The organism is Nonomuraea sp. LP-02, assembly GCF_036289125.1.
In the GTDB taxonomy this organism is placed as follows: Bacteria; Actinomycetota; Actinomycetes; order Streptosporangiales; family Streptosporangiaceae; genus Nonomuraea; species Nonomuraea bangladeshensis.
Genome location: NZ_JAXCLK010000001.1, coordinates 7,042,501 through 7,069,427 on the forward strand (window position 1 = coordinate 7,042,501; position 26,927 = coordinate 7,069,427).

Annotated in this window: 21 protein-coding genes and 1 pseudogene; 16 read left to right on the top strand and 6 right to left on the bottom strand. The window is 70.7% G+C overall.

The window, feature by feature from the left end:
- Window positions 1-18: 18 nt before the first annotated feature.
- Genes SMD20_RS33135 through SMD20_RS33150 form a run of 4 tightly spaced genes read left to right on the top strand, consistent with a single transcriptional unit; the run spans window position 19 to window position 9,700 of the window.
- Complete coding sequence (locus SMD20_RS33135; RefSeq protein WP_329588873.1) at window positions 19-7,020, top strand: RHS repeat-associated core domain-containing protein; 7,002 nt, start codon at window positions 19-21, stop codon at window positions 7,018-7,020.
- Entirely contained in the window at window positions 7,020-7,280 is a 261-nt protein-coding gene (locus SMD20_RS33140) for a hypothetical protein (protein ID WP_329588875.1), read from the top strand. The genes SMD20_RS33135 and SMD20_RS33140 overlap by 1 nt, the downstream gene beginning before the upstream one ends.
- A gap of 7 nt (window positions 7,281-7,287) precedes the next feature.
- Window positions 7,288-7,548, top strand: coding sequence for a hypothetical protein (locus SMD20_RS33145; protein ID WP_329588877.1), 261 nt, complete (start codon window positions 7,288-7,290; stop codon window positions 7,546-7,548).
- A 46-nt stretch (window positions 7,549-7,594) separates the two neighbouring features.
- The gene (locus SMD20_RS33150) at window positions 7,595-9,700 is read left to right on the top strand and encodes an NACHT domain-containing protein (RefSeq protein WP_329588878.1); all 2,106 of its coding nucleotides are present in this window, start codon (window positions 7,595-7,597) and stop codon (window positions 9,698-9,700) included.
- A 15-nt stretch (window positions 9,701-9,715) separates the two neighbouring features.
- Here the strand turns inward: SMD20_RS33150 and SMD20_RS33155 are convergent, their stop codons facing one another.
- On the bottom strand, window positions 9,716-9,859 hold the full coding sequence (locus SMD20_RS33155) for a hypothetical protein (RefSeq protein ID WP_329588880.1): 144 nt from the start codon (window positions 9,857-9,859) through the stop codon (window positions 9,716-9,718).
- A 192-nt stretch (window positions 9,860-10,051) separates the two neighbouring features.
- On the opposite strand from SMD20_RS33155, the gene SMD20_RS33160 reads away from it, so the two are divergent.
- Together SMD20_RS33160 and SMD20_RS33165 are read left to right on the top strand one after the other, a co-directional pair.
- Complete coding sequence (locus SMD20_RS33160) at window positions 10,052-11,107, top strand: PP2C family protein-serine/threonine phosphatase (protein ID WP_329588882.1); 1,056 nt, start codon at window positions 10,052-10,054, stop codon at window positions 11,105-11,107.
- Window positions 11,108-11,279: 172 nt separating this feature from the next.
- The gene (locus SMD20_RS33165; protein ID WP_329588885.1) at window positions 11,280-11,801 is read left to right on the top strand and encodes a DUF7144 family membrane protein; all 522 of its coding nucleotides are present in this window, start codon (window positions 11,280-11,282) and stop codon (window positions 11,799-11,801) included.
- Window positions 11,802-11,826: 25 nt separating this feature from the next.
- On the opposite strand, the gene SMD20_RS33170 is transcribed toward SMD20_RS33165, so the two are convergent.
- Complete coding sequence (locus SMD20_RS33170; RefSeq protein WP_329588887.1) at window positions 11,827-12,951, bottom strand: AI-2E family transporter; 1,125 nt, start codon at window positions 12,949-12,951, stop codon at window positions 11,827-11,829.
- Between the two features lie 107 nt (window positions 12,952-13,058).
- Window positions 13,059-13,970 (bottom strand): annotated as a pseudogene (locus SMD20_RS33175) (amidohydrolase); the annotation flags it as partial.
- A 200-nt stretch (window positions 13,971-14,170) separates the two neighbouring features.
- On the opposite strand from SMD20_RS33175, the gene SMD20_RS33180 reads away from it, so the two are divergent.
- The 6 genes from SMD20_RS33180 to SMD20_RS33205 all read left to right on the top strand — a co-directional run bounded on the left by SMD20_RS33180 (window position 14,171) and on the right by SMD20_RS33205 (window position 19,485).
- A complete protein-coding gene (locus SMD20_RS33180) occupies window positions 14,171-14,866 on the top strand; it encodes a trimeric intracellular cation channel family protein (protein ID WP_329588889.1) in 696 nt (231 codons plus the stop codon).
- A gap of 138 nt (window positions 14,867-15,004) precedes the next feature.
- The gene (locus tag SMD20_RS33185) at window positions 15,005-15,160 is read left to right on the top strand and encodes a hypothetical protein (protein WP_329588891.1); all 156 of its coding nucleotides are present in this window, start codon (window positions 15,005-15,007) and stop codon (window positions 15,158-15,160) included.
- A 50-nt stretch (window positions 15,161-15,210) separates the two neighbouring features.
- Window positions 15,211-16,170, top strand: a complete 960-nt coding sequence (locus tag SMD20_RS33190) for an MvdC/MvdD family ATP grasp protein (protein ID WP_329588893.1) — start codon at window positions 15,211-15,213, stop codon at window positions 16,168-16,170.
- A complete protein-coding gene (locus tag SMD20_RS33195; RefSeq protein ID WP_329588895.1) occupies window positions 16,167-17,168 on the top strand; it encodes a TIGR04500 family putative peptide maturation system protein in 1,002 nt (333 codons plus the stop codon). The genes SMD20_RS33190 and SMD20_RS33195 overlap by 4 nt, the downstream gene beginning before the upstream one ends.
- Window positions 17,165-17,353: a hypothetical protein gene (locus SMD20_RS33200; RefSeq protein WP_329588897.1), complete on the top strand. Its 189-nt coding sequence runs from the start codon at window positions 17,165-17,167 to the stop codon at window positions 17,351-17,353. Before SMD20_RS33195 ends, SMD20_RS33200 begins: the two co-directional genes overlap by 4 nt.
- Window positions 17,350-19,485: a peptidase domain-containing ABC transporter gene (locus tag SMD20_RS33205; protein WP_329588899.1), complete on the top strand. Its 2,136-nt coding sequence runs from the start codon at window positions 17,350-17,352 to the stop codon at window positions 19,483-19,485. The genes SMD20_RS33200 and SMD20_RS33205 overlap by 4 nt, the downstream gene beginning before the upstream one ends.
- A gap of 129 nt (window positions 19,486-19,614) precedes the next feature.
- Here SMD20_RS33205 and SMD20_RS33210 read toward each other — a convergent pair whose 3' ends face one another.
- The gene (locus SMD20_RS33210) at window positions 19,615-20,295 is read right to left on the bottom strand and encodes a hypothetical protein (protein ID WP_329588901.1); all 681 of its coding nucleotides are present in this window, start codon (window positions 20,293-20,295) and stop codon (window positions 19,615-19,617) included.
- A 75-nt stretch (window positions 20,296-20,370) separates the two neighbouring features.
- Window positions 20,371-20,850 (bottom strand): GNAT family N-acetyltransferase, encoded by a 480-nt coding sequence (locus SMD20_RS33215; RefSeq protein WP_329588902.1) that lies wholly within the window; start codon window positions 20,848-20,850, stop codon window positions 20,371-20,373.
- A gap of 576 nt (window positions 20,851-21,426) precedes the next feature.
- On the opposite strand from SMD20_RS33215, the gene SMD20_RS33220 reads away from it, so the two are divergent.
- Genes SMD20_RS33220 through SMD20_RS33230 form a run of 3 tightly spaced genes read left to right on the top strand, consistent with a single transcriptional unit; the run spans window position 21,427 to window position 24,072 of the window.
- Window positions 21,427-22,497, top strand: coding sequence for a hypothetical protein (locus SMD20_RS33220; RefSeq protein ID WP_329588904.1), 1,071 nt, complete (start codon window positions 21,427-21,429; stop codon window positions 22,495-22,497).
- Window positions 22,498-22,557: 60 nt separating this feature from the next.
- A complete protein-coding gene (locus SMD20_RS33225) occupies window positions 22,558-23,655 on the top strand; it encodes a hypothetical protein (protein ID WP_329588905.1) in 1,098 nt (365 codons plus the stop codon).
- Between the two features lie 51 nt (window positions 23,656-23,706).
- The gene (locus SMD20_RS33230) at window positions 23,707-24,072 is read left to right on the top strand and encodes a metalloregulator ArsR/SmtB family transcription factor (RefSeq protein ID WP_329588907.1); all 366 of its coding nucleotides are present in this window, start codon (window positions 23,707-23,709) and stop codon (window positions 24,070-24,072) included.
- On the opposite strand, the gene SMD20_RS33235 is transcribed toward SMD20_RS33230, so the two are convergent.
- A complete protein-coding gene (locus SMD20_RS33235) occupies window positions 24,038-24,301 on the bottom strand; it encodes a hypothetical protein (RefSeq protein ID WP_329588909.1) in 264 nt (87 codons plus the stop codon). The genes SMD20_RS33230 and SMD20_RS33235 overlap by 35 nt on opposite strands.
- Window positions 24,302-24,493: 192 nt before the next feature.
- Here SMD20_RS33235 and SMD20_RS33240 point away from each other — a divergent pair, with 192 nt between their 5' ends.
- A complete protein-coding gene (locus tag SMD20_RS33240) occupies window positions 24,494-26,926 on the top strand; it encodes a phosphoketolase family protein (protein ID WP_329588911.1) in 2,433 nt (810 codons plus the stop codon).
- The last annotated feature ends 1 nt before the right edge of the window (window position 26,927 follow it).

The following is a 26,927-nucleotide window of genomic DNA, read 5'->3' on the forward strand; positions in this document are numbered from 1 at the left end:
CCCCTCCGGAGGAAAGCCGTGCCCGGTTCACAGCGAGGCTGGATCCTGCTCGCCACCGTCCTGGCCGTCGCGCTGCCGGCGACGTTGACCGCGCCGGTCGCCGCCCAGGCCACCGGCGGCGATCCGGCCTGGCAGCAGGTCCAGGAACAGCGTCCGGTGCCCGGCCACGCCGTCGGGGCACGCGGGCCCCTGAAGGATCCCGGCGCCGCGTACGACCTCAAGAGCCCACCCACGGTGACCTGGCCCAGCACGGGCACGGCGGTGGTCCGGCCGCCTGGCCCCGCCGCCGCCCCCGGCCAGGCTGCCGCCGCTGGGGGACAGCCCGGCGGCGTGCGGCCGGCGCGGGCCGGGGACCTGCCGGTCTGGCTGAGCCAGGCAGTGGGCACAGGGGGCGAGTCCCTGGCCGCCACCGCACGGCCCGTGCCCGCCGTCCAGGTCCGGACGCTGGACGCGGCCACCGCCGGCCGGTCCCACATCGCCGGACTCGGCATCCAGCTCACCCCGCAGACCCCGCCGCCGGGCGAGGCCCGCACCACGGTCGAGGTCGACTACTCGGGCTTCCGCTACGCCTACGGCGGCGACTGGGCCTCCCGCCTGCGCCTGGTCCGGCTGCCCGCCTGCGCGGCCACCACGCCCGACCTGCCCCGCTGCCAGACCAGGACGCCGCTCCCCACCCGCAACGACGTCAGGACCGGCCGCCTGGCCGCCGACGTCGACCTCGCCGGGGCCGCGACGACCACGCTGGCGGCCGAGGCGGCCCCGTCGGGCGCGGCCGGCACGTACGAGGCCACCTCGTTGTCACCGTCGGCGACCTGGAGCGTCAGCAACCAGAGCGGCGCGTTCTCCTGGTCCTATCCGCTCCGGCTGCCCCCGACCCCGGGCGGGCCCACCCCCAACGTCGGCTTCGTCTACTCCTCGGGCAGCATCGACGGCCGCACGGTGGCCACCAACAACCAGGCGTCCTGGATCGGCGAGGGCTTCGACTACTGGCCCGGCTTCATCGAGCGCCGCTACAAGGCGTGCGCCGACGACGGCGTGACCCCCAAGCGCAACGACCAGTGCTGGGGCAACCACAACGCCACCCTGTCGCTGAACGGCCAGGCCACCGAGCTGATCCTGGACGACGCGACCGGCACCTGGCAGCCGAAGGACGACGACGGCTCCAAGATCGAGAAGCTGTCGGGCGCGGACAACGGGGACCTCGACGGCGAGCACTGGCGCGTCACCACCCCCGACGGCACCCAGTACTACTTCGGCCGCAACCACCTGCCCGGCTGGGGCGACGGCCAGGCCGAGACGCAGTCCACGTGGACCGTCCCGGTGTTCGGCGACGACGACGGCGAGCCCTGTCACAAGAGCTCCTTCTCCGACTCCTGGTGTCAGCAGGCGTGGCGGTGGAACCTCGACTACGTCGTCGACCCGCACGGCACCGTCAGCACCTTCTGGTACGGCAAGGAGTCCAACTACTACCGCCGCGACGTCACCACCCTGACCGACGGCGTCCCCAACGGCACGCCCACCCGCTACGACCGCGGCGGCTACCTCAAGCGCATCGACTACGGCCAGCGCTCGGACGCGATCTTCACCAGCTCGGCCCCGGCGCGGGTCGTCTTCGACGTCAAGGAACGCTGCATCCCCACCTCGGCGTTCGACTGCGCCGAAGGCAAGTTCACCAAGGACAACGCCAAGTACTGGCCCGATGTCCCCTACGACCAGAACTGCGACTCCGGCGACAAATGCCTCGACCGGTACTCGCCCACGTTCTGGACCCGCAAGCGGCTGGTGTCCGTCACGACCCAGACGTTGTCCGGCAGCGCGTACAAGAACGTCGACACCTGGACGCTCGACCAGCAGATGCGCGCGCCCGGCGACGGCACGGCGGCGGCGCTGTGGCTGGCCGGGATCCAGCACACCGGCAAGGTCGGCGGGACCGCGTCGCTGCCGCCGGTGAGGTTCGCCGGCGTGCAGCGGCCCAACCGGGTCGACGCCCTGGAGGGACGGCCGCCGCTGACCAAGTGGCGGATCTCGGCGATCGACAACGAGACCGGCGGCGCCCTGTCCATCACGTACTCGGACGAGGACTGCACCGCCGGCAACACCCCGGAGCCCGACGCCAACACCCGCCGCTGCTACCCGCAGTACTGGTCCCCGGAAGGCGCCACCTCGCCCAAGCGCGACTGGTTCCACAAGTACGTCGTCACCCAGATCCAGCAGATCGACCGCACCGGCGGCGCCCCCGACGTGCTGGAGACCTACGAGTACCTCGGCGGCGGCGCCTGGCACCACGACGACGACGACGGGCTGACCAAGGAGAAGTACAAGACCTGGTCGGAGTGGCGCGGCTACGGCAAGGTCCGCGTGCTGCGCGGCGCCGCGGGGGAGCAGCGGTCCAAGGCCGAGTTCACCTACTTCCGCGGCATGGACGGCGACGAGCTGTCCGGCGGCGGCAAACGGGACGTCAAGGTCACCGACTCCACCGGCGCCGCCGTGACCGACGCCGACCCCCTGCAGGGCCGCGTCCGCGAGGAGATCCACTACGACGGCCCGTCCGGCCCCGCCCTGACCGGCACGATCACCGGCTACTGGACCAAGAGGACCGCCCAGCGCGTCCGCTCCTGGGCCACGACCAGCGCGCACATGGTGCGCGCCGACAAGGAGCGCACGCGCACCGCGCTCGCGTCGGGCGGCTGGCGGTACACCACGACCGACACCGACTACAACGCCGACGGCCTGCCCACGCAGGTCGACGACCTCGGCGACGAGGCCACCGCCGACGACGACAGCTGCGTCAGCACCACGTACGCCCGCGACACCGCCCGCTGGATGCTCTCCTACGCCAGCCGCGTCGAGACCCTCAGCAGGGCGTGCTCCGCGACCCCCGACCGGCCCGCCGACGTGACCTCCGACGTGCGCAGGTACTACGACGGCAAGGCGTTCGGCGTGCCGCCGTCCAAGGGCGACGTCACGAGGACCGAGAAGCTCGGCTCCTGGAACGGCGGCCCGCAGTACGTCACCGCCGGCTCCACCACCTTCGACGTCTACGGCCGCCCGCTGGTGGTCACCGACCCCAACGGCACCACCACGAAGACCTCCTACACCCCGGCCATCGGCCTGGTCACCGCCAAGCAGGAGACCAACGCCCTCGGCCACGTCACCACCACCGAGATCGAGCCCGCCTGGGGTCTCGCCACCGCGACCACCGACGCCAACGGCAAGCGCGCCGACCTGGCCTACGACCCGCTCGGCCGCCTCACCGGCGTCTGGCTGCCCGGCCACGCCAAGGGGAGCTACGCCTCCACCCCGAACATGAGGTTCGGTTACCAGGTCCGCGCCGACGGCCCCACCACCGTCTCCACCTCGACCCTGCGCGCCGACAACGCCACCTACACCACCGGCTACGCCCTCTACGACGGCCTGCTGCGCGCCCGGCAGACCCAGCAGCCCGCCCCGGGCGGCGGCCGGCTGATCAACGACACCTTCTACGACACCCGCGGCCTGGCGTACAAGTCGAACGACGACTACTACACCGAGGGCGACCCCGGGAGCACCCTGTGGGTCCCGGGCAGCGACGACGACGTCCCCGGCCAGAACGTCACCCTCTACAACGGCATGGAATGGCCCACCGCGCAGATCTTCCGCAGGCGCGGCACCGAGCAGTGGCGCACCACCACCACGTACGGCGGCGACCGCATCAGCGTCGACCCGCCGCCGGGGAGCACCCCCACCACCACGATCACCAACGGGCAGGGCGAGACCGTCGAGGTCCGCCAGTACAAGGGCGACGCCCCCACCGGCGACTACGACGCCACCAAGTACACCTACACCCGCGCCGGCAAGCCCGCCACCGTCACCGACACCGCGGGCAACGTCTGGGCCTACCACTACGACCTGCGCGGCCGGATGATCCAGGTCGACGACCCCGACAAGGGCACCGCGAAGCTCGCCTACGACGACAAGAACGACCTGCTCACGACCGTCACCGACGCCCGTGGCTCCAGCGTGTTCCTCACCTACGACGCGCTCGGCCGCAAGACCGCCGCGTACGCGGGGACCTCCGCCGCCGGCGCCAAGCTCGCCGAGTGGACGTTCGACAAGCTGCCCGACGGCACCGTCGTCAAGGGCCAGCCCACCGGCTCCACCCGGTACGTCAAGAACGCCACCACCGGCGCCATGGACGCCTACGCCAGCGCCGTCACCGGCTTCGACCAGGCCTACCGGCCCACCGGCACCCAGGTCGTCATCCCGGCCGCCGAGGGTGGGCTGGCCGGCACGTACAAGACCACGACCGACTACAACCCCGACGGCACCGTCCACCGCACCGTGCTGCCCGCCGCCGGCGGCCTGCTCGGCGAGACGATGCTGTACGACTACGACCAGCTCGGCAACCCGACCACGATGCGGGGCCTGACCAACTACGTCACCTCGACGACCTACTCCAAGCTCGGCCAGGTCCTCAGCATGACGATGAGCACCGGGCTGAAGCGGGTCAAGGAGACCAACTTCTACGAGGAGGGCACCAACCGGCTCAGCCGCTCGGTGTTCGAGCGGGAGACCGCCCCCATCTCGGTGGCCGACACCCACTACAGCTACGACCCGTCCGGCAACATCACCAAGATCGCCGACACGCCGTCCGGCCAGACGCCCGACGTGCAGTGCTTCCGCCAGGACTGGCTGCAACGCCTCACCGACGCCTGGGCCTCCACCGACGACTGCGCCGCCGGGCCCACGCAGGGCGTCGTCGGTGGGCCCGCGCCCTACTGGCAGTCCTTCGCCTACGACGCCGTCGGCAACCGCACCAAGGAGATCGACCACCGGGCGGCGGGCGACGTCACCAAGACCTACACCTACGCGGGCGCCGGCAAGCCGCAGCCGCACACGCTGACCTCCGTCGCCCACACGGGCGGAACACGCGACGGCCAGATCGACACCTACACCTACGACAAGGCGGGCAACACCACCGAACGCGGCTCAGGCCGCATCCTGGAATGGGACGTCGAGGGCCATCTGGCGAAGTCGACCGACCCCTCCGGCGTCAGCACCTTCGTCTACGACGCCGGCGGCGAACGGCTCATCCGCCGGGACCCCACCTCCACCACCCTGTACGTCGCCGGCATGGAGGTCCGGCTCGACACCAAGACCGGCGCCAAGACCGCGACCCGCTACTACGACTTCGGCGGGCAGACCATCGCCGCCCGTACCGGCAAGGGCGTGACCTGGCTCGGCGCCGACCATCACGGCACCGCCGACTCCTCCGTCGACGACACCGCCACCCAGACGACCAGCCGCCGCCGCTTCACCCCGTTCGGGCAGCAACGCGGCCTCGCGCCCACGTACTGGCCCGGCCAGAAGGGCTTCGTCGGCGGCGTCATCGACGAGGCCACCGCCCTGACCCATCTCGGCGCCCGCGAGTACGACCCCGAGACCGGCCGCTTCATCTCCGTCGACCCCGTCTTCGACGCCTCCGACCCGCAGAGCTGGAACGGCTACGCCTACGCGAACAACAACCCGGTGACCGGCTCCGACCCCACCGGCCTGATGTACGACGGCGGCACCCAGTGCGGCATCATCCGCTCGAACCCGTGCAACCCGCCCTCCCGCGGCGGAGGCGGTGGCGGTGGGGGCGGCGGCGGTGGCGGTGGCGGGGGAGGCGGCGGTGGGGGTGGCTACTCATCGCCTCCCCCGCCGAGCAACCCGCCGCACTGCGGCCGGTGGAGCTTCGGCTGCAAGGCGAAGAAGATCTGGCACGAGCACAAGGCCACCATCGTCAACGTCTCCGTCGCGATCGTCGTCACCGCCGGCTGCGAGGTGGCCACGGCGGGCGCCGGAAGCATCGGCTGCGCCGCCGCCGGGGGAGCGGCGGGCAACCTGGCGGGCTACCTGGTCTCGACGCCGCGCGACGAATGGAGCGCCGGGGGCGCGTTCAAGTCCGCGGCGGTCGGCGCCATCTCCGGCGCGGTCGGCGGCGCCGTCGGCAAGGGAGTGGGCGCCGCGCTCGGCAAACTCGCCACCACGGCGACCGGCAGGGTGGTCGCCGGAGCCGCGAGCAAGGCGGCCAGCAAGGCCAGAAGCGCCCTGGGCCGCGGCGGCGGCGCGGCCGCCGGAGGCGGCGAGTCCGCCGGCGCCGCGGCGGGCAGAGCCGCGGCCGGCAGGGCGACGGGCAGGGCCGCGGGCAAGGCGCGAGCCACGTCCGGGGCCAGAGCCGGCTGCAACAGCTTCGCCGCGGGCACCACGGTCAAGCTGGCGGACGGCACCACCAAGGCGATCGAGCAGATCAGGCCCGGCGACAAGGTCCTGGCCACCGACCCGCTGACCGGCAGGACCGCGCCGAAGCCCGTCCTCGCCGCCTTCTCGGGCGTCGCCTACCTCAACCTCGTCCAGGTCACCGTGGACACGGACGGGAAGAAGGGCAGCGACACCGGCGTCATCCTCGCCACCGGCCATCACCTCTTCTGGGACGTCCGCGACCACGCGTGGGTCCGGGCGGACCGCCTGACCGGCGCTCACCATCTCCGCACCCCCGAGGGCGCGGTCGTCGAGGTCATCGGGTCGGCCGCGCGGCAGGACCACCCGGCGGTCTACGACCTGACCGTCGCCGGCGTTCACACGTTCTACGTCATGGCGGGCGACACCCCGGTTCTCGTGCACAACGCCGGCTGCCCGCTCGGGATCAAGAACCCGGTCTCGACGGAGGAGGTGTTCGCCGCGAACCGGTCGTTCGGCGGCACGCACCTCCGTCCGGACGCGCCGGCCGACCCGGAGAACGCGTTCATCAACGCCAACAGGTACAGCGGTTTCTACAACAAAGCCGCGTCGCTGATCCGGAACATCGCCGGTGACCACATGTTTGACAACGGGAACAAGCGAACCGCACACTGGGTCGTCACCGAGCTGATGGACCGCAACAACATCGCCTACGGGCCTTCGTCGGACGATCTCTGGCGGGTCATCAAGAAGGTCAGCCTGGAGGACGGCACCTCGATGGACGTCGAGACGATCGCGTCTATGTTGCGAGGATTCTGATGGATCTGCGCGATACCGACCTCGGCGAGTTCATGCAGGAGGTGGGCGCCGCCGGGTTCTCGATGATGGTGAAGATCGATGATGAGAGGCTGCGGAAAGGCGGCCGGCCGTGGACGGTGCTGCTGTCCGGTCCGCGGCTGAAGGGCTCGGGCGTGGTCCGATGGGACTGCAGAGACCTTGAGGAGTGCCTCAAGGTCGTGATCGACGCCTTGCGGGCGTTGCCCGGCACCTGGGAATGGCTCGAACTCTACTCGGAGTGAGTGCTGGATGCTGAACCTGACCGCTGACGAGATCGAGACGCTCTTCCTGGATCTCGGCGCCCAGGGCATCACTTTGGTGGTCCAGATCGAGCATCGCCGCCTGAGTGAGGGCAAGGGGCCGTGGACCGCCCTCGTTTCGGGTCCTGCCGCTCCGGACGGCGGTATACGAACAGCAGGGTGTGAGACATTCCTGCAATGCCTTGAGGGCGCGTTGCGGGCACTGCGTGAAACTCCTGGAGACTGGGCTTGGCTGGATCTGTACCTCTGACCTCGACCTTCGTCCTGCGGACGACGCGACCTTCCGGCTGCCGAGCGTGAACCGGCGTACGAAGACCTGGTGGTTATGGGCGGGCGTGACGACCGGGGCGGTCCTGCTGGTCGCCGCCGCGTTGCGACTGTGGCTGCTGCATCCCGGCGACGTCGACCCGGTCAGCGCCGTGTTCGCGCTGGTGGGAACGGCTGTCAGTGCGATCTCCTGGTGGCGGGCGCAGCGGCTGGCCGACACCGACCTCCAGGCGGCGACGATCCTGCTGGCCGGGCGCGTGCTGGCCGAGGAGAAGGCACAGCGGGCACAGTTGCTCGGCCGCAAGGGCAAGGACGCCGTCATCGACGTCGACTTCTCCCTCCACCCCACCGGCAGCCCGGTCTCCGCCCCGCCGAACGGAAACCTGGGACACGTGGCCGACTACTTCCGCGGCCTGCCGGCGCCACGGCGGCTCGTGATCTCCGGAGTGGCGGGGTCGGGCAAGACCGTCCTCGCGATCGAGCTGATCCTGGAACTGCTCGGCGGCAGGCAGCCCGACGACCCCGTCCCGGTACGGATCTCCGCGACGAGCCTGGATCCCGACCTGCCGGTGAAGGACCTGCTGGCCCGGCACCTGACCACGACGTTCGGCCTGAAGCCGGTGACCGCGCGCACGCTCGTGGAGGCGGAGAAGATCCTGCCCGTCATCGACGGGCTGGACGAGATGGACGAGACCGACGAGCCGGGCTACGGCTCGCGGGCCGCCCGCGCGCTGCGCGCGCTGGAGGACTACGAGCACGGGCTGGAGCGCTGCAGCCTGGTGGTGACCTGCCGCACGGACCAGTACGACGCCCTGGTCGCCGACCGGGCCGCCCCTCGAGGAGCCGCCCGCGTCACCGTCAAGGAGGTGACCGGCGACAAGGCGTGGCGGTTCATCCAGGCCGTCACCGACCAGGAGGACCCGGACCGCTGGCGGCCGCTCCTGGACGCGCTCACCCGCGACGGCGACGTCCTGGCCGACGCGCTCGCCACCCCGTGGCGGCTGACCCTGGCGGTCACCGTCTACGAGGAACGCGACCCGCTCACCGGACGCTACGTGCGCTCCCCGCAGGACCTCACGGAGTTCAGCGACGAGCCGTCCGTACGGGAGCATCTCCTCGGCCTGTTCATCCCCGCCCGCCTGGCCGCGGCCGATCCGGCGGGAAAGGGGCCGACCGCCGAGCAGACCCACGCCTGGCTGGCCGTCCTCGCCGGTCATCTGCGCCGCAACGAGAGCCGGCCGCCGTTCCACGGACGCGTGCTGTCCAGCACCGATCTCGTCCTGCACGAGCTGTGGCCGCTGGCGGGCAACCGCCCGCGGGCCATCGGCGCGCTGGTGGCCCTGGCCACCTGTCTTCCCGGGGTCGCCGTCGTCGTCGCCGCCTTCGTCCTGGTGATCTCGCAGTTCGAGGTCGTGGACGGCCAGGTGTCGGGCCGGACGGTGATGGCCCTGGGGCTGCTCCTTCCGCCGGGCACCATGGCTCTGAGCCTGCTGAAGGAGCCTTTCGACGCCTGGCGGGAGGTGTGGTCCCCGGCGGACGAGGTCGGCTTCCGCGGGGTCCGCGGCGTACGCGATCGCAGGATCGCCGTGGTGGAGGGCGGGCTCGCGGCGGCGGGCGGCTCGCTGGCGGGAGTGGCGCTCGCTCTGAAGTTCGGCACCGAGCTTCCGCTGTGGGTGCTGATCATGTTCGGCCTCCTGCTCGGAGCCGGGATGGCGAGCGGGAGGAGCGGGGAGGACGGCCCCGCCGGTCCTCGCAGGGGCGTCGAGGTGCGGACGATCGTCAGGAACGATGCCGTCCGGACACTCGTGGCCGCCCTCACCTTCGGTCCGGGGCTCGGGTTCATCCTGGGCATCTGGTTCGCGGAGCTGCTGGACGGGCTTCCGGCCGCGACGGCGGTCGCGGCGGGCACGGTGTTCGGGATGTCCGTCGTGGCGTCCTGGGGTCCGGTGCTGTCGCGCCGCTACCTGGGGCTTCTCCTGGCGACGCGGGGCCGGCTGCCGTGGCGGCTGGGACGCTTCCTGCACCGGTGTTATGACGCGGGGCTGCTGCGGATCTCCGGGATCGCCTACCAGTTCCGTCACCGTGAGCTTCAGGACCATCTGGCCGCGCATCCCGTACTGCGCGACGACAGGTAGGGGACGAGGTCCACGTCAGGCGCGGCTTCTGGGGTCGAGGGCGAGACCGCCACCGTCCGCCGGCCGGAACCCGAGTCCGCGGAGCGCGGGGTCGTCGAGCGCGGTGACCACGCTCAGCGCCCCGGCCTCGGCCACCTCGTGGACCGCGAGCCGCGCCAACGCCGTGCGGCTGTCATCCGTCCAGCCTCCCGTTACCGAGGGGAGATGAAAGCCTTCCCCAAGAGCTGCCCATGCGTCTTTCGACCGCCGGATCGCAGCGGGTAGACAGAAAGCGTGGGATTTCGGGGAAACCCGCATCCGTGGGGGCAACCATCACTGCGCGACCACGCACTGGCGGTGATTCCGCTGGCGATGATCGTGATAATCACGGCTGCCGACCTGTTGACCCCCAGCACCGTCCGCCTCGGCGCCCTGCTGGTGGCGGCCCCCGCGATCACGGCCTCCTTCGCCGGAGCGTGGTTCACGGGCCTGATCGGGCTGCTCGCCGTCGCGGCCGAGGTGGTCATCGGCTTCCATCACCATCTGATGGGCAGCGCGGACGAGCGGGCGGAGCTCATCGCCATGATCCTGGTCTCGGCGTGCGTGGTGCTGTTCTGCCTCGTACGGGACCGCGAGCGGCGGGTCCTGGTGCAGGTGCGCTCGGTGGCCGAGGCCGCGCAGCGGGCACTGCTGCGCCCGCTGCCCGAGTCGCTCGGCTCGCTCCGGCTGGCCTCCGTCTACCTGGCCGCCGCGGCCGAGGCCCGGATCGGCGGCGACCTGTACGCGGCCGTACGCACCACGGGCGCCACCCGCCTGATCATCGGCGACGCCCGGGGCAAGGGCCTGCCCGCCATCTCCGACGCCGCCGCGCTCGTCGGCGCCTTCCGCGAGGCCGCGCGCCGGGGCCTGTCCCTGCCGGAGCTCGCCGCCGACCTGGAGGACAGCGCGGGGTTCAACCCGTACGAGTCCGCCGGGGCGTGGCCGGCGGACGACGAGAGCTTCGTGACCGCGGTCGCCCTGGACATACCGGACGACGAGCCGGTGCTCACCATGGTGAACTGCGGCCACCCGCCGCCGCTGCTGGTGCACGAAGGCAAGGTCACGCCGCTGGAGTGCGAGCATCCGGCGCCGCCGCTGGGCCTGGGGAATCTCGGCGACGAGGGATACAGCGTCTGCTCGTTCCGCTTCGAGGAGGGCGACCTGCTGCTGCTCTACACCGACGGCGTCACCGAGGCGCGCGACTCTTCGGGCGTGTTCTACCCGCTGGCCGACCGGATCGCCGCCTGGGCGGAGGAATTCCCCGACGGGTTGCTGAAGCGAATATGCGACGATCTCATCGCCTATACCGGCGGGCGGCTCGGCGACGACGCCGCCATGATCGCGATCCGCCGCCTGCCCCTGCCCGCCGCCCCCGAACCGTGGCGGTGAGCGCCGCGAACAGGCACAGGACTCCACGGGAATTTGCCCACTTTTGTAGCTATTTGCGAAGAAGAGGGAGGAAGTCCTGGGTAGAGAAGCAGGGTAAGGAGCGGCCGCGAGCACGCGCCTGAAGCTGCTCGGACCGCTGAACGGAAACTCCGCCGCGCGGAGGGAGCCGATCATGGAAGAACCACGTTACGGACGCACCCAGCAGCAGACGCCCCGGGAGCACATCTCGGAGGCGGTGCCCCAGCCACGTCAGGCGGACCGGACGGAGACGGCCCCCATGATGCGGGAGCCCCGGCCCAGCGGCTGGCTCGGATGGGTGATGTTCGCCGGCATCAGCATGATCATCCTGGGCGCCTTCCAGGCGCTGATGGGTCTGGTGGGGATCCTGCACAGGGGCTTCTACCTCATCACCCCCAACAACCTGGCGGTCCCGGTCAACTTCACGGCCTGGGGCTGGTTCCACCTGGCCATAGGGGTGATCGTCGCGCTCGCGGGCCTCGCCGTCATGTCGGGCAAGACCTGGGGACGGGTGGTCGGGATCACTCTCGCCGCCGTCCAGGCGTTCGTGAACTTCGCCTGGCTGCCCGCCTACCCGATCTGGTCGGCCATCATCATCGCCTTCGACGTCCTCGTCATCTACGCGCTGGCGGTGTACGGCAAGGAGATGAAGTCGATCACCAGAACCGGCATGTAGGCGGCGTTCGTGGAGGAGGCCGGCGTCACTTCGGTGGCGGCGGCTTCCTTCCGCCGGCCGGCGGGGGCACCCGGGTGGCCGCGAACTCCTGCAGCTCCTGACGGGTGACGAACGTGTCCACCAGCGAGTGCAGCATGGCCACCACGGGGATGGCCAGCAGCGCGCCCATCGCGCCGAACAGCGACGCCCCCAGGATCACGGCCGCGAAGGACACCCCGGGATGGATGTCCACGGCCCGCGAGCTGATCTTCGGCTCCAGCGTCAGGTTCTCCACCTGCTGGTACAGCACGCCCCAGCCCAGTGCCGCCAGGCCGATCCAGGGACGGGGCGACACCAGCCCCACGACCACCGGCAGGGCGATGGAGATGTAGGTGCCGATGGTGGGCACGAGCTGGGCGACCAGGCCGGTCCACGCTCCGAGCGCGAGCCAGGACGGCATGCCGAGCGCCAGGAACACCAGGGCCGAGGCGACGCCGTTGATCGTGGCGAGGACGAGCCGGGAGGAGACGTACCCGCCGGTCTTGACCGTGGAGACGTCCCAGACGTTGATGAAGACCTGCTGGACCCGGCCGGGCAGCAACTGCGCGATCCACCGGCGCAGCGCCGGCCCGTCGGCCGAGAGGTAGAACGTCAGCAGCAGCAGGGTGAACAGGTTGAACACCGTCCCCGCCACCGTCCCCACCAGGCCGAGGACGCCGTTGAGCGCGCCCTGCGCGTACGAGGCCGCCTGCTGCGGGGTCAGGTTGAGCGAGTCGAGGATGGCGGAGATGTCGTAGCGCGTGCCGAAGCGGGCGTTGACCTGGTCGACGACGCCGGTGATGACGTCGGGCAGGGCTTTCAGCAGCACCGCGACCTGCCGGACGAGCAGGCTGCCGAACAGCAGGAAGAAGATCACCAAGGCGACGATGAACAGCGTCATCACCAGCAGCGTGGCCGTGCCGCGGCGCACCCGCCTGGACAGGCGGCGCACGGCGGGCTCCATGGCGAGCGACAGGAACCACGCCATCACCAGCATGGCGATCAGCGATCCCGCGTCGACGAGCACGAAGCGGACGAAGAACGCCGCGGCGACGACGGCCGCCAGGACGAGCCCGGCACGCCAGATGTTCGCGGGCGCGAGCAGCACCTGCACCGTGGGTCTCGGTTCCATCGGTCATCAACGTACAAGCTGGGGCCGCTTGAGCTGGGCCTTCACCGCCTGGCCCGGTGGAGAAGCTTGGCCGAACGTTGGGACTGGCAGAGCCGAGAAAGGGAGCATCAGCACCGGCTCGGGATGCCCAGGTAGGCCAGCGCCGAGACCACGGCCGCCCGCACTCCGGTGTCCAGGGTGGGCTGGATGACCGGCGCGAAGGCGTCGTTGTGGTTGGCGGGGACGTCCGTGTCGATCGTGCCCTTCTCGGCCGCCCGCGCGTACAGCTCGGGGTCCGTGCCGCCGAACCCCCAGTACGTGAACGGCACGCCGAACGCCTTCGGGATCTCGCTGAAGTCCTCGCTGGCCGTCTGGAGATCGAGCACCTTCGCCCGGTCGCCGAAGAAGGCGGAGAAGGCCGCCGCGACCTTCCGCGTCGTGTCCTCGTCGTTGACCGTGGCGGGGAAGGCGCCGAAATGCTCGACGTCGGGCTCGCGGGGAGCGCCCGAGGCGGCGCACTCGGCGCGGGCGATCCTGACGATCGCGTCCCTGACGCGCTGCCGCACGTCCTCCTCGTAGGTGCGCACGTTGAGCTGGATCTCGGCGGTCTCCGGGATGTTGTTGGGGTTCGCGCCCGAGTGGATGCTGCCCACCGTGAGCACGACCGGGGTGAGCGGGCCGACCTCACGGGAGACGATCGTCTGCAGCCGCACCACGAGCATCGAGGCCATCACCACCGGGTCGATGCCCCGGTCGGGAGCCGAGCCGTGGGCCGAGCGGCCGTACACGGTGATCCGGTAATTGTCGGCGGCCGACAGCGCCGGCCCCGGCCGGGTGAGCACCTGGCCCGCCGGATAGGGCAGCACGTGCTGGGCCAGGCACACGTCAGGCTTCGGGACCCGGCCGGTCAGCCCGTCGTCGATCATGCCGCGGGCGCCGTCGCCGGGCTCCTCCGCCGGCTGGAACAGCGCGACGTACGTGCCCTTCCACGCCTCCCTGGCCTGCGCCATCAGCCGGGCCGCGCCCAGCAGGGCGGTGACGTGCGTGTCGTGTCAAGGTCGGGCCGGATGGCGTCAAGCCCGGCCAGCACGGTGTCGGCGGACATCGCTCGCTCCCCTCAGCCTCACCCGCGGATGTTTTCCTGATATCCGTCTGGAGTAGTCCAGACGGGCGCAAACGTTCCGTCATCCGGGGGCGGACCGCCGCCGGTTCCCGCGGGGGCGTCCCTAGGCTCCTGCCTGTGCGGGTCGAGACGATCACGACGGTGCTGGACCTGGTCGGGGTGTTCATCAACAGCCTGCTGGGCGGCTCGGTGGCCCGCCGCAGGGAGCTCGACCTGTTCGGGTACGTCGTGATCGGCGTCGTGTCCGGCCTGGGCGGCGGGCTGATCCGCGACGTGCTGCTCCAGCACGGGCCGCCGCTCGCCCTCACCAACCCCCTCTACATCCCGATCGCGCTGGCCGGCGCGGGGGTGGCGTTCCTGCTGAAGTTCACCGAACGGGAATGGACCCGGCTCTTCTACGTCCTCGACGCGGTCGCGCTGAGCGTGTGGGCGGTCGCGGGAGCACAGCGGACGCTGGCCGCCGGGCTCGCCTGGCTCCCGGCGATCCTGCTGGGCACCATCACCGCGGTCGGCGGCGGCGCCACGCGCGACCTGCTGGTGCAGCGCGTCCCGGTCGTCTTCGGCGGCAACGGCCTGTACGCGTCGGTCGCGGCCCTGGTCGCCACCCTGGAGGTGATCTGCTCGGCGTTCGGCGTGCCCGTCGCGGTGGGCACCCCCTTGGCCGTCGTCGTGGGCACCGTACTGCGGATGGTCGCCTACCGGCGGGGGTGGGAGCTGCCCGGCGGCGTCGACTGGGAGGCCCGCGACGTCCTCGGCAAGGCCGTCCACCCCCCACCCCTCCGCCGCCGCGACCGCCGCCGGGACGACGACTGAGCGCACTTCACTTGGTGCTCCGCCGCCAGGATGACGGTTGATCACCCACACGACGGACGACGCCCCGCCTGCCGTCTCCCTAACGTGCTCCATGCGATGGGGGGCATTCGGCTCCCCATGCGGACAAAAGGATGATGAATGAGCACGGGGAAGACGCGTACCAGCCTTGACAACATCGCGGCCCTGGGCGCTGAGCTCGACGAGGGCCAGCTGCTCCAGGTGAGCGGCGGCGCCAAGAGCCAGGTCATCGTGATCTGCGGTGGCCACACGCACACCTCCGGCGACAGCAACTAGTCAGCCGCGGGGGCGCGGCCCTGGTCGCGCCCCCGACCGGAACCATCTTGATGATCCTCGTACTGACCTGCGACGGAGACGAGCACGCCGAGCGCGTCGTGGGGACGCTCAGCGGGGCGGACGTCACCGTCTTCGACCCCGCGTGGTTCCCCGCCGCCGCCACCTTGGAGATCGGCCATCCGGGAGACGGCTCGACCGTCCGGACCCTCGGCCACGGCGGACGCCGTCTCGTCCTCGACGAGCTGACCGCGATCTGGTACCGCCGCCCGGGGAATCCGGTGGCCCATCCTTCGACCGTCGCCCGCGAGCACGTCGAGGAGGAGTGCCGCGTCCTGGTCGAGAGCCTGTGGGACGGCCTGGGCTGCCTGAAGGTCCCCGCCTCGCGGCCGGTCATCGACCGTGCGGGGCGCAAGGCGTACCAGCTCGAAGTGGCCAGGCAGCTGGGCTTCGAACTGCCCACGACGCTGATCACGAACGATCCCGAGCGCTTTCTCGACTTCTACGTCCAGCACGAAGGCCGAGTGATCACCAAGCCGGTGCACGGCAATCAGCTGGAGGCGGACGGTGAGCGGTTCGGGCGGTTCGCGGCGCCCGTGACTCCGGCGGACCTCGGTCATGCCGACGCCCTGCGCCTGTGCCCGGTCATCGTCCAGGCGTACGTTCCCAAGCGGGTCGAGGTGCGGGTGACCGTGGTGGGCGGCGAGCTGTTCGCGGCCGAGATCCACTCGCAGGTCAGCAACCACACCCGCTACGACTGGCGGCACTACGACCCCGGCGCCACCCCCATCCTGGCGCACGACCTGCCGGACGAAGTCTCCCGGCGCTGCCTGGAGCTGGTGGAGCGGCTCGGGTTGTGTTACGGCGCGATCGACCTGATCCTCACGCCGGACGGCCGCCACGTCTTCCTGGAGATCAACCCGAACGGCCAGTTCCTGTGGATCGAGGACGCGACCGGACTGCCGATCAGCGCGGCGATCGGCGAACTGCTCAAGAGCGGAGTGAAGCGATGACGTACGGGCCGATGCTCGCCGACGCGGTCGGCCTGCTCAGCTCGGGTGAGCCCGAGCGCGGCCTGGAGGGGTTCCGCGCGGCGTACCCGCGGGTCCGGACGCGGCTGGTCGCCCAGCGCGAGGAGTTCGACGGGTCGCTGCACCACGCCCTGCTCATGAAGGACGGCGACGGAGCGACGATCTCGCTGTCCTGGTGTCCCGAGCGGGCCCTGCCGTGGCCGCTGCGCGGCGTGCACCGCGCGGGCGAGCACCTGCTGCTCCGGGTCAACGGCATCGAGACGCCGGTGGCCAGGGCGATCGCCTGCCTGGACTTCATCTGGGACGAGTCCGCGCTGGCCGACCGGCTCATCGCCGACAGCCTCGTACGCGAGGAACTGGAGGAGACGCGCGAACCGCTGAGCGACGCCGCCCTCCAGGAGGCGATGGACGCCTTCCGCCGCGCCCGCGGCCTGCTGACCGGGGAGGCGACCCGGGCCTGGATGGAGCGCAACCGCATCTCCCACCAGGAGCTGGAAGAGCTGGTCGCCCTTGAGGCCGCCGTCGCCGCGCTCCGCTCGCGGGTGGCCGCCGGACGGGTGGAGGACTGGTTCGCCGAACACGGCGCGCAGCTCGACGTCGCCCGCGTCGCGCGGGCGGTGTTCGTCGCCGAGCCGGCCGCCGTGCCCGACCCGGCCGGGTTCCTCGACACGGTCGAGCGGGCCTTCGCCGACGGCAGCGCCCGTCCTGGTGAGGTGTTCGCCACCCTCCGCCGGGGCGACCTCGACGCGGAGCCGGCGGAGCGGATCTTCGCGACCCCTCCGGGGACGATCGCCGGGCCGTTCCCCGTGGAGGGCGGGCACCTGCTGGTCAAGGTCCTCGCGGTGGAGCCGGCCGTGCTCGACGCGACCGTACGCGGCCTCGTCGAACGCCGCATCTTCAGCGAATGGATCGACGAACGCAGGAACGCGGCCAAGATCGAGTGGTTCTGGGGGATCGCGGAACGGACGGCCGGCGGGTGAAGCCGCTTCCGTACCGGGAGAAGGCGGTTCACCACCATCAGGGCGTCCGGCGGAACGTCGAGCGCCCCTACCGCGTCTCCAGGACGCTCCTGGTCTGGCTGTGGACCTACGTGGGCCTGCTCGCGCTCGCGCTCGCGATCGTGGTGCTGCTCGGCGTCCTTCCCGTGCTCGGTGATCCGCGATGAGGCGGGTCAGGGTGCCCGTGCTGAGGCAGAACACGATGGCCGACTGCGGCGCGGCGTGCCTGGCGATGGTGCTCGGGCACCACGGGCGCCGGGCGAGCGTGCGCGAGGTCGCCACGGACGTCCAGGTGTCCAGGGACGGGCTGACCGCGTTCGCGATCGTCGAGGCCGCCAAGTCGTACGGCCTGAACGCCAAGGCGTTCTCGATCGCGCCCGAACGGCTCGGCTCGGTGCCGGGGCCGTTCGTCGTGCACTGGGAGTTCAACCACTTCCTGGTCGTCGAGCGCTGGCGCCCGGACGTCGTCGAGGTCGTCGACCCGGCCTCCGGGCGGCGCCGACTCACCGCGGAGGAGTTCGACCTCGGGTTCACCGGGGTCGTCCTGGCCTTCGAACCGGGCCCGGACTTCAACGCCCAGGGGCCCGAACGGCGCCCGTGGCGCGCGAACCTCCTGCGCGCCCTGCTCATCCGCCACCGCGGCCTGCTCGTCCAGGCGCTGCTCGCCTCACTGCTCCTGCAGGTGGCCGCGCTCGTGCTGCCCCTGCTGTCGGGGCTCGTCGTCGACGAGGTGCTGCCCGGCGGCGACCGGTATCTGCTGCACGTCCTCATCGTCGGCCTGCCGATCGTGGTGCTGATCCAGGGGATACTCAACTACCTGCGTACGGCCGTGCTGCTCATGCTGCGGGCACGGGCCGACACGGAGTTCACCGGCGGGGTCGTCGGCCGGCTGTTCTCGCTGCCCTACGGGTACTTCACGCTGCGCGGGGCGAGCGACCTGGTCATGAGCACCCAGAGCGCGGCCAGCCTGCGAGCCATGCTGTCCGGCCAGGTGCTGTCGGCGCTCCTCGACGGCCCGCTGGCCGTGGTGCTCATGATCCTCGTGCTGGTCCGCGACCCCCTGCTCGGCGGGTGCCTGGCCGCGATGGCGGCCGTCCAGGTCGTCCTGCTGCTCCTCACCCGGAGACGGATCGCCGACCTGACCGGGCGCGGCCTGACCGCCGCCGCCACGACCCAGGGCCGGCTCATCGAGTCCATCCAGGGCATCGAGTCGATCAAGGCGTCCAGCTCGGAACGGCGTGCCGTCGAGCGGTGGTCGGAGATGTTCACCTCCCAGATGAACGCCGACCTGCGCCTGGGCCTGACCCGCGGGCTCCTGGACTCGGTCCTGTCCGCCATCAGGATCCTCGCGCCCGCGCTGCTGCTGCTCGTGGGCACGGTCCGGGTGCTCGACGGCGGGCTGAGCCTGGGAACGATGCTCGCGCTCAACGCGCTCGCCGTCTCCGCGCTCACCCCGCTGACCTCGCTGCTGACCAGCCTCCAGGAGCTCCAGGAGGCCGGAGCGCACGTCGAACGGCTCGCCGACATCATCGAGGCCGAGCCCGAACGCACCGGCGGGGCGCGGCCACCGCTGCGCGGGGAGGTGACGCTGAACGGCGTCGGGTTCCGCTTCGACCCCCGTTCGCCCTGGACGCTCAGGAACGTCACGCTGCGGATCGCCCCAGGACAGAAGGTCGCGCTCGTGGGCAGCTCGGGCTCGGGCAAGAGCACCCTGGGGCGGATCCTGCTCGGCCTGTACGAGCCGGTCGAGGGCGAGATCCGCTACGACGGTACGCCCGCGCGCGACCTGGACCCGGTGTGGCTGCGCGGCCGGTTCGGCGTGGTCACCCAGGACCCGCACCTGTTCACCGGCACCATCAGGGAGAACATCGCCCTGACCGTCCCCGGCGCCCCGCTGGAGCGGATCGTGGCCGCCACCACGCTGGCACACGTCCACGACGACATCATGGCCATGCCCATGGGGTACGAGACGATGCTCACCGAGGGCGGCGGCCTGTCCGGCGGCCAGCGGCAGCGCATCGCCCTCGCGCGGGCCCTGCTTCCTGAGCCGCGCATCCTGCTGCTCGACGAGGCCACCAGCCACCTGGACACCGTGGCCGAGGCGGCCATCGAACGCAACCTCGCCGGCCTGCCGCTGACCCGCGTCGTGATCGCCCACCGGCTGAGCACCGTACGCGACGCCGACCAGATCCTCGTCATCGACGCCGGTCAGGTGGCCGAACAGGGCACCCACGACGAGCTGATGCGCTTCGGCGGCCGGTACGCGGCCCTGTCCGACCTGGCCCGTCCGTGGCTGTGACCGCCGGACCCGCGAAGCCTCCGCCGCTCATCGCTGGCCGACGTCGGCCTCGCGTTGGCGCAGACCCTCCCGGCGACCGGCCATGTCGATCCGGTCCCGGCCGGCGGCCTGATCCATCACTGACGACGGCTAGCCGCCTTGCGCGGTCTCCCGGAGCCGCGCCACGGCAAGCCGGGCTGCGGTCCTGGTCAGCTCGGGGTCGAACTGGTCGACGTTGCCATCGTGCTCCAGCGCGATCATGACGTTCCTGACCCGGATGATCACGATGTCGATCGCGACCATCATCCCTGACATGGTGGCATCCGATTCCAGCTTGCTGTTCACGAGCCCACTGCGGAACCTGACCCCATAAGCGCCGTCACCAAGCCGGCCGATCGACAGCGTGCGAATGATCTCCCTGGAAGCGCTGGTCTTGATCGTTGTCTTGCTGCAGTGGCGGATCACGTCCTTGGCCGCGCGTTCCAGAGCGGAGAGCTCACGGGAGGTGCCGCTCACGATGTACTCGCTGATCCCCTCCCATCTGTCCTTGTGCTTCAGTCCTGCCGAGACCTTGGTCCGATAGACCGGGGCGATGCTTTTGACGGCTGCGGCGCAGGACTTCGTGTGGGTGAATGCGGGGTTCAGAAGCCCTCGGGTTCGATATCCGCGCCGGGCGAACTCTTCTTCTCCGAGGTCACTCGGTGCGAGGAGCGCGGCCTTGAGCGAGTTCGGGGGTCGCTGCGCGGACACGTCCTGAGCTGCCGCAGGGCCGGGCACCAGCACCGACCCGCTCAGGAGGGCGGCCAGAAGTAAAGATCGTTTCGTCGTCACGCCGACCACAGTAGAAGCATTGCGCCAGCCCCATGAGGAAAGGGTGCCGCCCAAGTTGCTCGCGCCGGGCATTCGTCACGGGCGCCAGCACAGTGCGGGGTCGGGATGGTCGAAGAAGCCGAGCTCCCGGTAGAGCGGCTCGCCCTCGCGGGAGGCGTACAGGTCCACCCGGACGGCCTCGCGTTCCCTGAACCAGTCGAGCAGGCCCCGCATGATCGCGCGGCTGTGGCCGCGCCGCCGGTACGCCGGATCGGTGACCACGCCGATGACGTGCCCGATTCGGCCGTTGCGTGAGTGCGGGCCGGGAAACCACTGCTCGACGGTGCCGATGCCGCAGGCGGCGAGGCCGTTGTCCCCGTCCACGACCAGGATCTGCGCGTCGTCCCGTACCAGCTTCTCCTTGAGCACCGCGGCGAGATTGTCCCGCCAGTCGTCGCCTGCCGATGAGGGGTTGAAGAAGTCGCCGCCGAGGTCTTCGAACAGCAACGCCCGCAGCCGGACGAGTTCGGCGATGTCGTCTTCCGACGCCTGCCGTACGTCAGTAGGAGGTTTCATGTGGATCAGACTGGCGTAACGGTCTTGTGCACTACAACCCTTACGGCTGACCCTGATAACAGAGAATGAAAGCGTCCGCCCTTATGTGCGGATCGTGAAGTCTCAATTCGTCAGCAAATGCCGTGTGCAAACTGTCCGGTGCTACGCCATATCAGGTTCTTACGAGCTTCTTACGAGTGGCGCCGAGACGAATGGCGGCCCTTGACCGCTCTTACTCGGTGTTGTATTGACGCATCCGTTCACCCGCTCCACCTGGCCGTACGAGGATATGGGAAATATTGACAGCGCTTATTCGGCGGCGCATCATCGGTTCGGCTGATCCCGCACCCCCCACTCATGAGAGGTGGTCCCGTGCTGCACAGAAATCGGCGTAGCCGGTTATCGATCCTCACCATTGTCGCAGCGGCCTGCACATTCGCGAGTATCGCCGCGCCCGTGCCGGCGATCGGAGCGATTCAGCAGGACACTCCCGCCCCGTCGGAGGCTCCGCCGAAGCCTGTTTCCGAACCGCCTCCAGGACCACCGAGCTACGTGACCCCGGAAATGCAGCGGAATCTCACGCAACGCTCCTTGGCGATGGCCGCCGACGAGCTTCGCAACCAGATCGACGTGACGGAGAAAGGCGGCTTCGCCGGGATCCAGCTCGGTGACGGTGAGGTGATCCTCTGGTGGAAGGGCGCGCCGACCCGGCAGGTCCGGGAAGCGGTACGGCAGGTGCGGCCTCGCGCCAAGGTCAGGATCGCTCAGGCGGCTTTCTCCGCCGGCGAGCTGGAGAAGGCCTCCGCCAAGTTGTGGGCGGCATCCGGAGTCCCGAACGGCGGCAAGGTGCACGCCGTCAAGATGCCCTTCGACGGCAGTGGACTGCAGGCCGCCGTCGAGCCGCAGACCACCGAGCGGGCGCTCAAGTCGCTGCCCGACGTGGGCGTTCCCGTGCAGGTCGTCGAGCGGGAGCCCTTGGAGACCACCAGCCGCTGCGACGACACCGCTGCCTGGTGGGGCGGAGCGGCCATCCGCAACACGAAGTTCGGCGGGTCCTCCTGCGGCAATACGGGCCGTGCCTACAACTGCACCGCGGGTTTCGGCGTCAGGCAGGGGTCGAACACCTATCTGCTCACGGCGGGCCATTGCGGCGCACCGGGTGACAGCTTCGAGGATCCCTTCGGCCAGCACATCGGCGTCGTCCCCGCCGGCGGAGAACGCGCGGCCCACGACCTGCTCCTGATCGGGACGACCGCAGGGGGCCGGATATGGGACGGCACGCCGGGGGTCAACGACTTCTCCAAGCCGGTGATCGGCTGGGGCTGGACCTACGGCGGTCAGTGGCTGTGCATGTCGGGCGCCACCAGCGGCGCCGTCTGCGAATATCGCGTGGACGGGAAGCTGACGTCGGTCTGCGGGCGCGACATCTACGGTTCTTCGGAGTGCTGGAGCGACCTCATCTCGGCCCAGTCGTCCAGAGAGGACGGCGCCCTGCCCGGTGACAGCGGCGGCCCGGTCTTCGAACTCGACGCCAGCGACTGGAGCAGAGTCCGGGCCATGGGCACGGTGACGGGACACTACTGGGAGTTGTGGAACGACTGGCTGGTCTTCCAGGACTTCGGCACCGCGCAGCTCGATTTCCCCGGACTTACGGTGATTACAGGCTGACGCGCTCAGGCGGTGGCGGCGCTGACGATGCGCCGCCACCACCGTTGAGGGGAGTCTGTGATGGCGAAACGGCATCCCGCCTACCGGCGCGGCGCCTGGGCGCTCCGCCTCCTCATCGCCGCGGCGCTGGTCCCGGTCTCCTGCGGCTCGTCCGGCACCCCGCAGGCGCCGCCGACGTACTACGTGGTCAACTCGCCCGAGATGCGCTTCCTCGGCGTGTACGCCGCCGCGTCGGGACGGCGACTCGGCTCGCCCGCCACGTCCCCGGGCACCGTTGAGGGGATCAATCCCGGAGAGGACGGCACTTTCTACCTGTCGCTGCGTACGGAGAAGGCGGTGACCTCCTCCCCGACGCCGACCACCGCCGACCCTCAGCCGCTCCGTACACCGTTCGCCCCCCAGCCGACCCCGCAGCCGAGCCCGTCTTCCGGCGGCGGCTCGTGCGCGACGTCCGTCATCAGGATGAACGTCTCCGCCGACGGCACCCGGCAGACCTTCGAGCCGTTCGTGCCGGTCCTGGGAGAGGGGGAACACGCGTCGGTGACCGCCGTGACGAGAGACGGCGCACGCCTTGCCTACCTGCCCGACGGCTGCGGCGGCCCGGCCCGCGCGCTGACCGTGCTCGACACCGCCACCCGCCGGGTCACCACGTGGGCGGCCGAGCGGGACAACCGTCCCCTGCAGATCCGCTCGCTCGCCTGGGACGGCGAGGGCGACACGCTCGCCATCTCCGCCGTCGTCCCCTGCGAGCCGGAGCCCGGCCGCCTGTGCCTGCCCGGTGCAGAGGTCCTCGTTCTCGACACGCGTCACCACGGGGACGACCTGGACGACGCGCGCCTGCTCCGGCGCCTCGAACGGTCACCAGCAAGCACCCCCATCGCCTACAGCCACGACGGGAAGGCGCTCTTCCTGGCGACGAGCGACCAGGACCGCCACGCCGTCATCCAGATCAGCGCCGCCGACGGCTCACTCGTCCAGGAGGTGTTCTCCCACGACGCCCCCAACCAGCACATAGCGGCCCTGGCCCTCGACAGCTCCAGCTCCCACCTCCTGGTGGCGGCCACCTGGGGGACGGAGCGGCTCGACCTCTCGGACGGACAGGCCCATCGGTTGCCGCCGCCCCTGGAAGGGCGGCAGACCTTCCAGATCGCGTGGTAGGCGGCCTGTCCGCGTATGATTTCGACAGGCTTCGAATCAGAAGGGGTTGTCATGACCGTCCCGACCGGCGAGTGCTGCGCGCCGATCGCCCGCGAACCGCTGGCCGAGGACACCGCCGCCGAGCTCGCCGTCATGCTCAAGGCGGTCGCCGACCCGGTACGGCTGCGCCTGCTGTCGATGATCGGCTCCCACGCCGGCGGCGAGGCGTGCGTCTGCGACCTGACCGGCGCCTTCGACCTGACCGCCCCGACCATCTCCCACCACCTCAAGGTCCTGCGTACGGCGGGCCTGATCGACGGCGAGCGGCGCGGCACCTGGGTCTACTACCGCATCGTCCCGGAGGCGGTGAACAGGCTCGGCGCCCTGTTCACCCCCCTCACGGTCACCGGCCGGCGTCCTCAGGAGGCACGACGGTAGCGACGATCAGCCGTAGTCCCGTGACGAGCGCGGCCGGGAGAACGAAGAAAGCCCAGATCCCCCAGTCCTCCCGACAGAAGGTCCAGCCGATCACGAGCACCATGATCATGGTGGCGAGAGCGGCCGACAGGTAGACAACCTTGCGCCGCTGGTCACGGGACGACACGAAGAGCGATGCCGCCAGGATGACGACAGGGATCGCACACCAAATGATCATGGCGAGTAACACACCGGGCTCCTCGGCCCTCGCGGTGACAGGGCCCGCTCAGATGCTCTCATAGGCGTGGGTGGCCCTTGGCCCCGGTCCGCCGGGACTTCCGGCCCTGTCCGCAGACCCTCCGGCTGAGGTCCCATAGTGCGGTGATCGCGTACGACCCCGGGTTGGGCACCACCGCAACCACGCCGAGAAGGGAACGTGCTCATGACCGCAGTTTCGGATGAGCAGATCCGCAAGGCCGTCGATGAGGAAACGCTGCGGAGACTGGCTTCTCCGGAGGACAAGGAGGTCGAACAGCTGGACGCCTGGTGGCGAGCCGGCAATTACCTCACGATCGGCCAGATCTATCTCCAGGGCAATCCGCTGCTGCGCGAGCCGCTGGCCCCGCAGCACATCAAGCCGCGGTTGCTGGGCCACTGGGGCACCAGCCCGGGACTGTCGTTGATCTACGCCCATGTCTCCCGGCTCATCCGGCACACCGGACAGCAGGCGATCTATCTCGCCGGGCCCGGGCACGGCGGCCCCGCACTGGTGGCCGCCGGATACCTGGAGGGCACCTACAGCGAGATCTACCCGCACGTCAGCCAGGACGAGGCTGGGATGCTGCGGCTGTTCCGGCAGTTCTCCAGCCCGGGCGGCATCCCCAGCCACGTCTCGGTGACCACCCCGGGCTCCATCCACGAGGGCGGCGAGCTGGGGTACGTGCTGGTGCACGCCTTCGGCGCCGTCATGGACAACCCCGACCTGCTGGCGGTCGCGGTGGTGGGCGACGGCGAGGCCGAGACCGGGCCGCTGGAGGGGTCGTGGAAGGGCGTGTCGTTCCTCAACCCCGAGCGCGACGGCGCCGTACTGCCGATCCTGCACCTCAACGGCGCCAAGATCGCCGGCCCGACGGTCCTGTCCCGCAAGGACCCGGCCGAGGTGCGCCGGCTGCTGGAGGGCCACGGCTACGAGGTGCTGGAGGTGGAGGGCTCGGACCTGCCGGGCATGCACCACCGCTTCGCGGCCACGCTGGCCGAGGCCTGGAGCAAGATCCGCGCCATCCAGCACCTGGCCCGTACCGGCGGGTGGGACGGGAGCCGCCCCCGGTGGCCGCTGATCGTGCTGCGCTCGCCCAAGGGGTGGACCGGGCCGGAGCAGGTCGACGGCGTGCGGATGGCGGGGACGTGGCGCTCGCACCAGGTGCCGCTGTCCGGGGTGCGCGACAATCCGGAGCACCTGGCGATCCTGGAGGGCTGGCTGCGCTCGTACCGGCCGGAGGAGCTGTTCGACGCCACCGGCGCGCCCACCGAGCTGGTACGCGGCCTCGCGCCCGAGGGCGACCTGCGGATGAGCGCCAGTCCACACGCCAACGGCGGCCTGCTCACGCGGGATCTGGCCCTGCCCGACTTCCGCGACTACGCCGTCGAGGTGCCCCAACCGGCGCGCACGCGCGCCGAGTCGACCCGCAGGCTCGGCGAGCTGCTGCGCGACGTCTACCGCGACAACCCCGACAACTTCCGGCTGTTCTGCCCGGACGAGACCAACAGCAACCGGCTCGGCGCCGTGTTCGAGGTCTCCGACCGCGCCTTCGCCGAACGCGTCACCGCCGACGACGTGGCGATCAGCCGCGACGGCCGGGTCATGGAGGTGCTGTCGGAGCACAACTGCCACGGCTGGCTGGAGGGTTACACGCTGACCGGCCGGCACGGCATGTTCGCCACCTACGAGGCGTTCGCGATGGTCAGCGCCTCCCAGACAGTGCAGCACGGCAAGTGGCTGCAGGAAGCGAGCCGGCTGCCCTGGCGGGCCAAGGTGCCCAGCCTCAACGTGCTGCTCACCTCGACCGCCTGGCGCAACGACCACAACGGCTTCTCCCACCAGGGACCCGGGCTGATCCAGGTCGTGCTGACCCAGCGCGGCGACGTCGCCCGCGTCTACCTGCCGCCGGACGCGAACTGCCTGCTGTCGGTGGCCGACCACTGCCTGCGTTCGCGGTCGTACATCAACCTCATCGTCATCGACAAGCAGCCGCAACTGCAGTGGCTCAGCATCGACCAGGCCGTCGAGCACTGCGCCCGCGGCGCCGGCATCTGGGACTGGGCCGGCACCGACGACGGCACCAGCGACCCCGACATCGTGCTGGCCTGCGCCGGCGACGTGGTGACCATGGAGACGGTCGCGGCGGCGCAGATACTCAAGGAGCGGCTGCCCGGCTTCAAGGTCCGCGTGGTCAACGTCGTGGACCTGATGACGCTGATGCGGCCCAAGGACCACCCGCACGGCATGAGCGGCACCCTGTTCACCGAGCTGTTCACCGACACCGTCGATGTCGTGTTCGCCTTCCACGGCTACCCCGGCGCCATCCACCAGCTCGTGCACGGCCGCCCGGACGCCGACCGGTTCAGGGTGCGCGGCTTCATCGAGGAGGGCACCACCACCACACCCTTCGACATGACCGTACGCAACCGCGCCTCCCGCTACCACCTGGTCATGGACGCCATCAACAACGCCAGGCGGCTGCCGCGCGGCGCCAGTGACCTGATGGCCTGGTGCGAGCGCAAACTCGCCGAACACCAGGCGTACGTCGTCGATCACCTCGAAGACATGCCCGAGGTCCGCGACTGGTCGCCGGCCGACTGGGCGCAGCAGGGCTGAC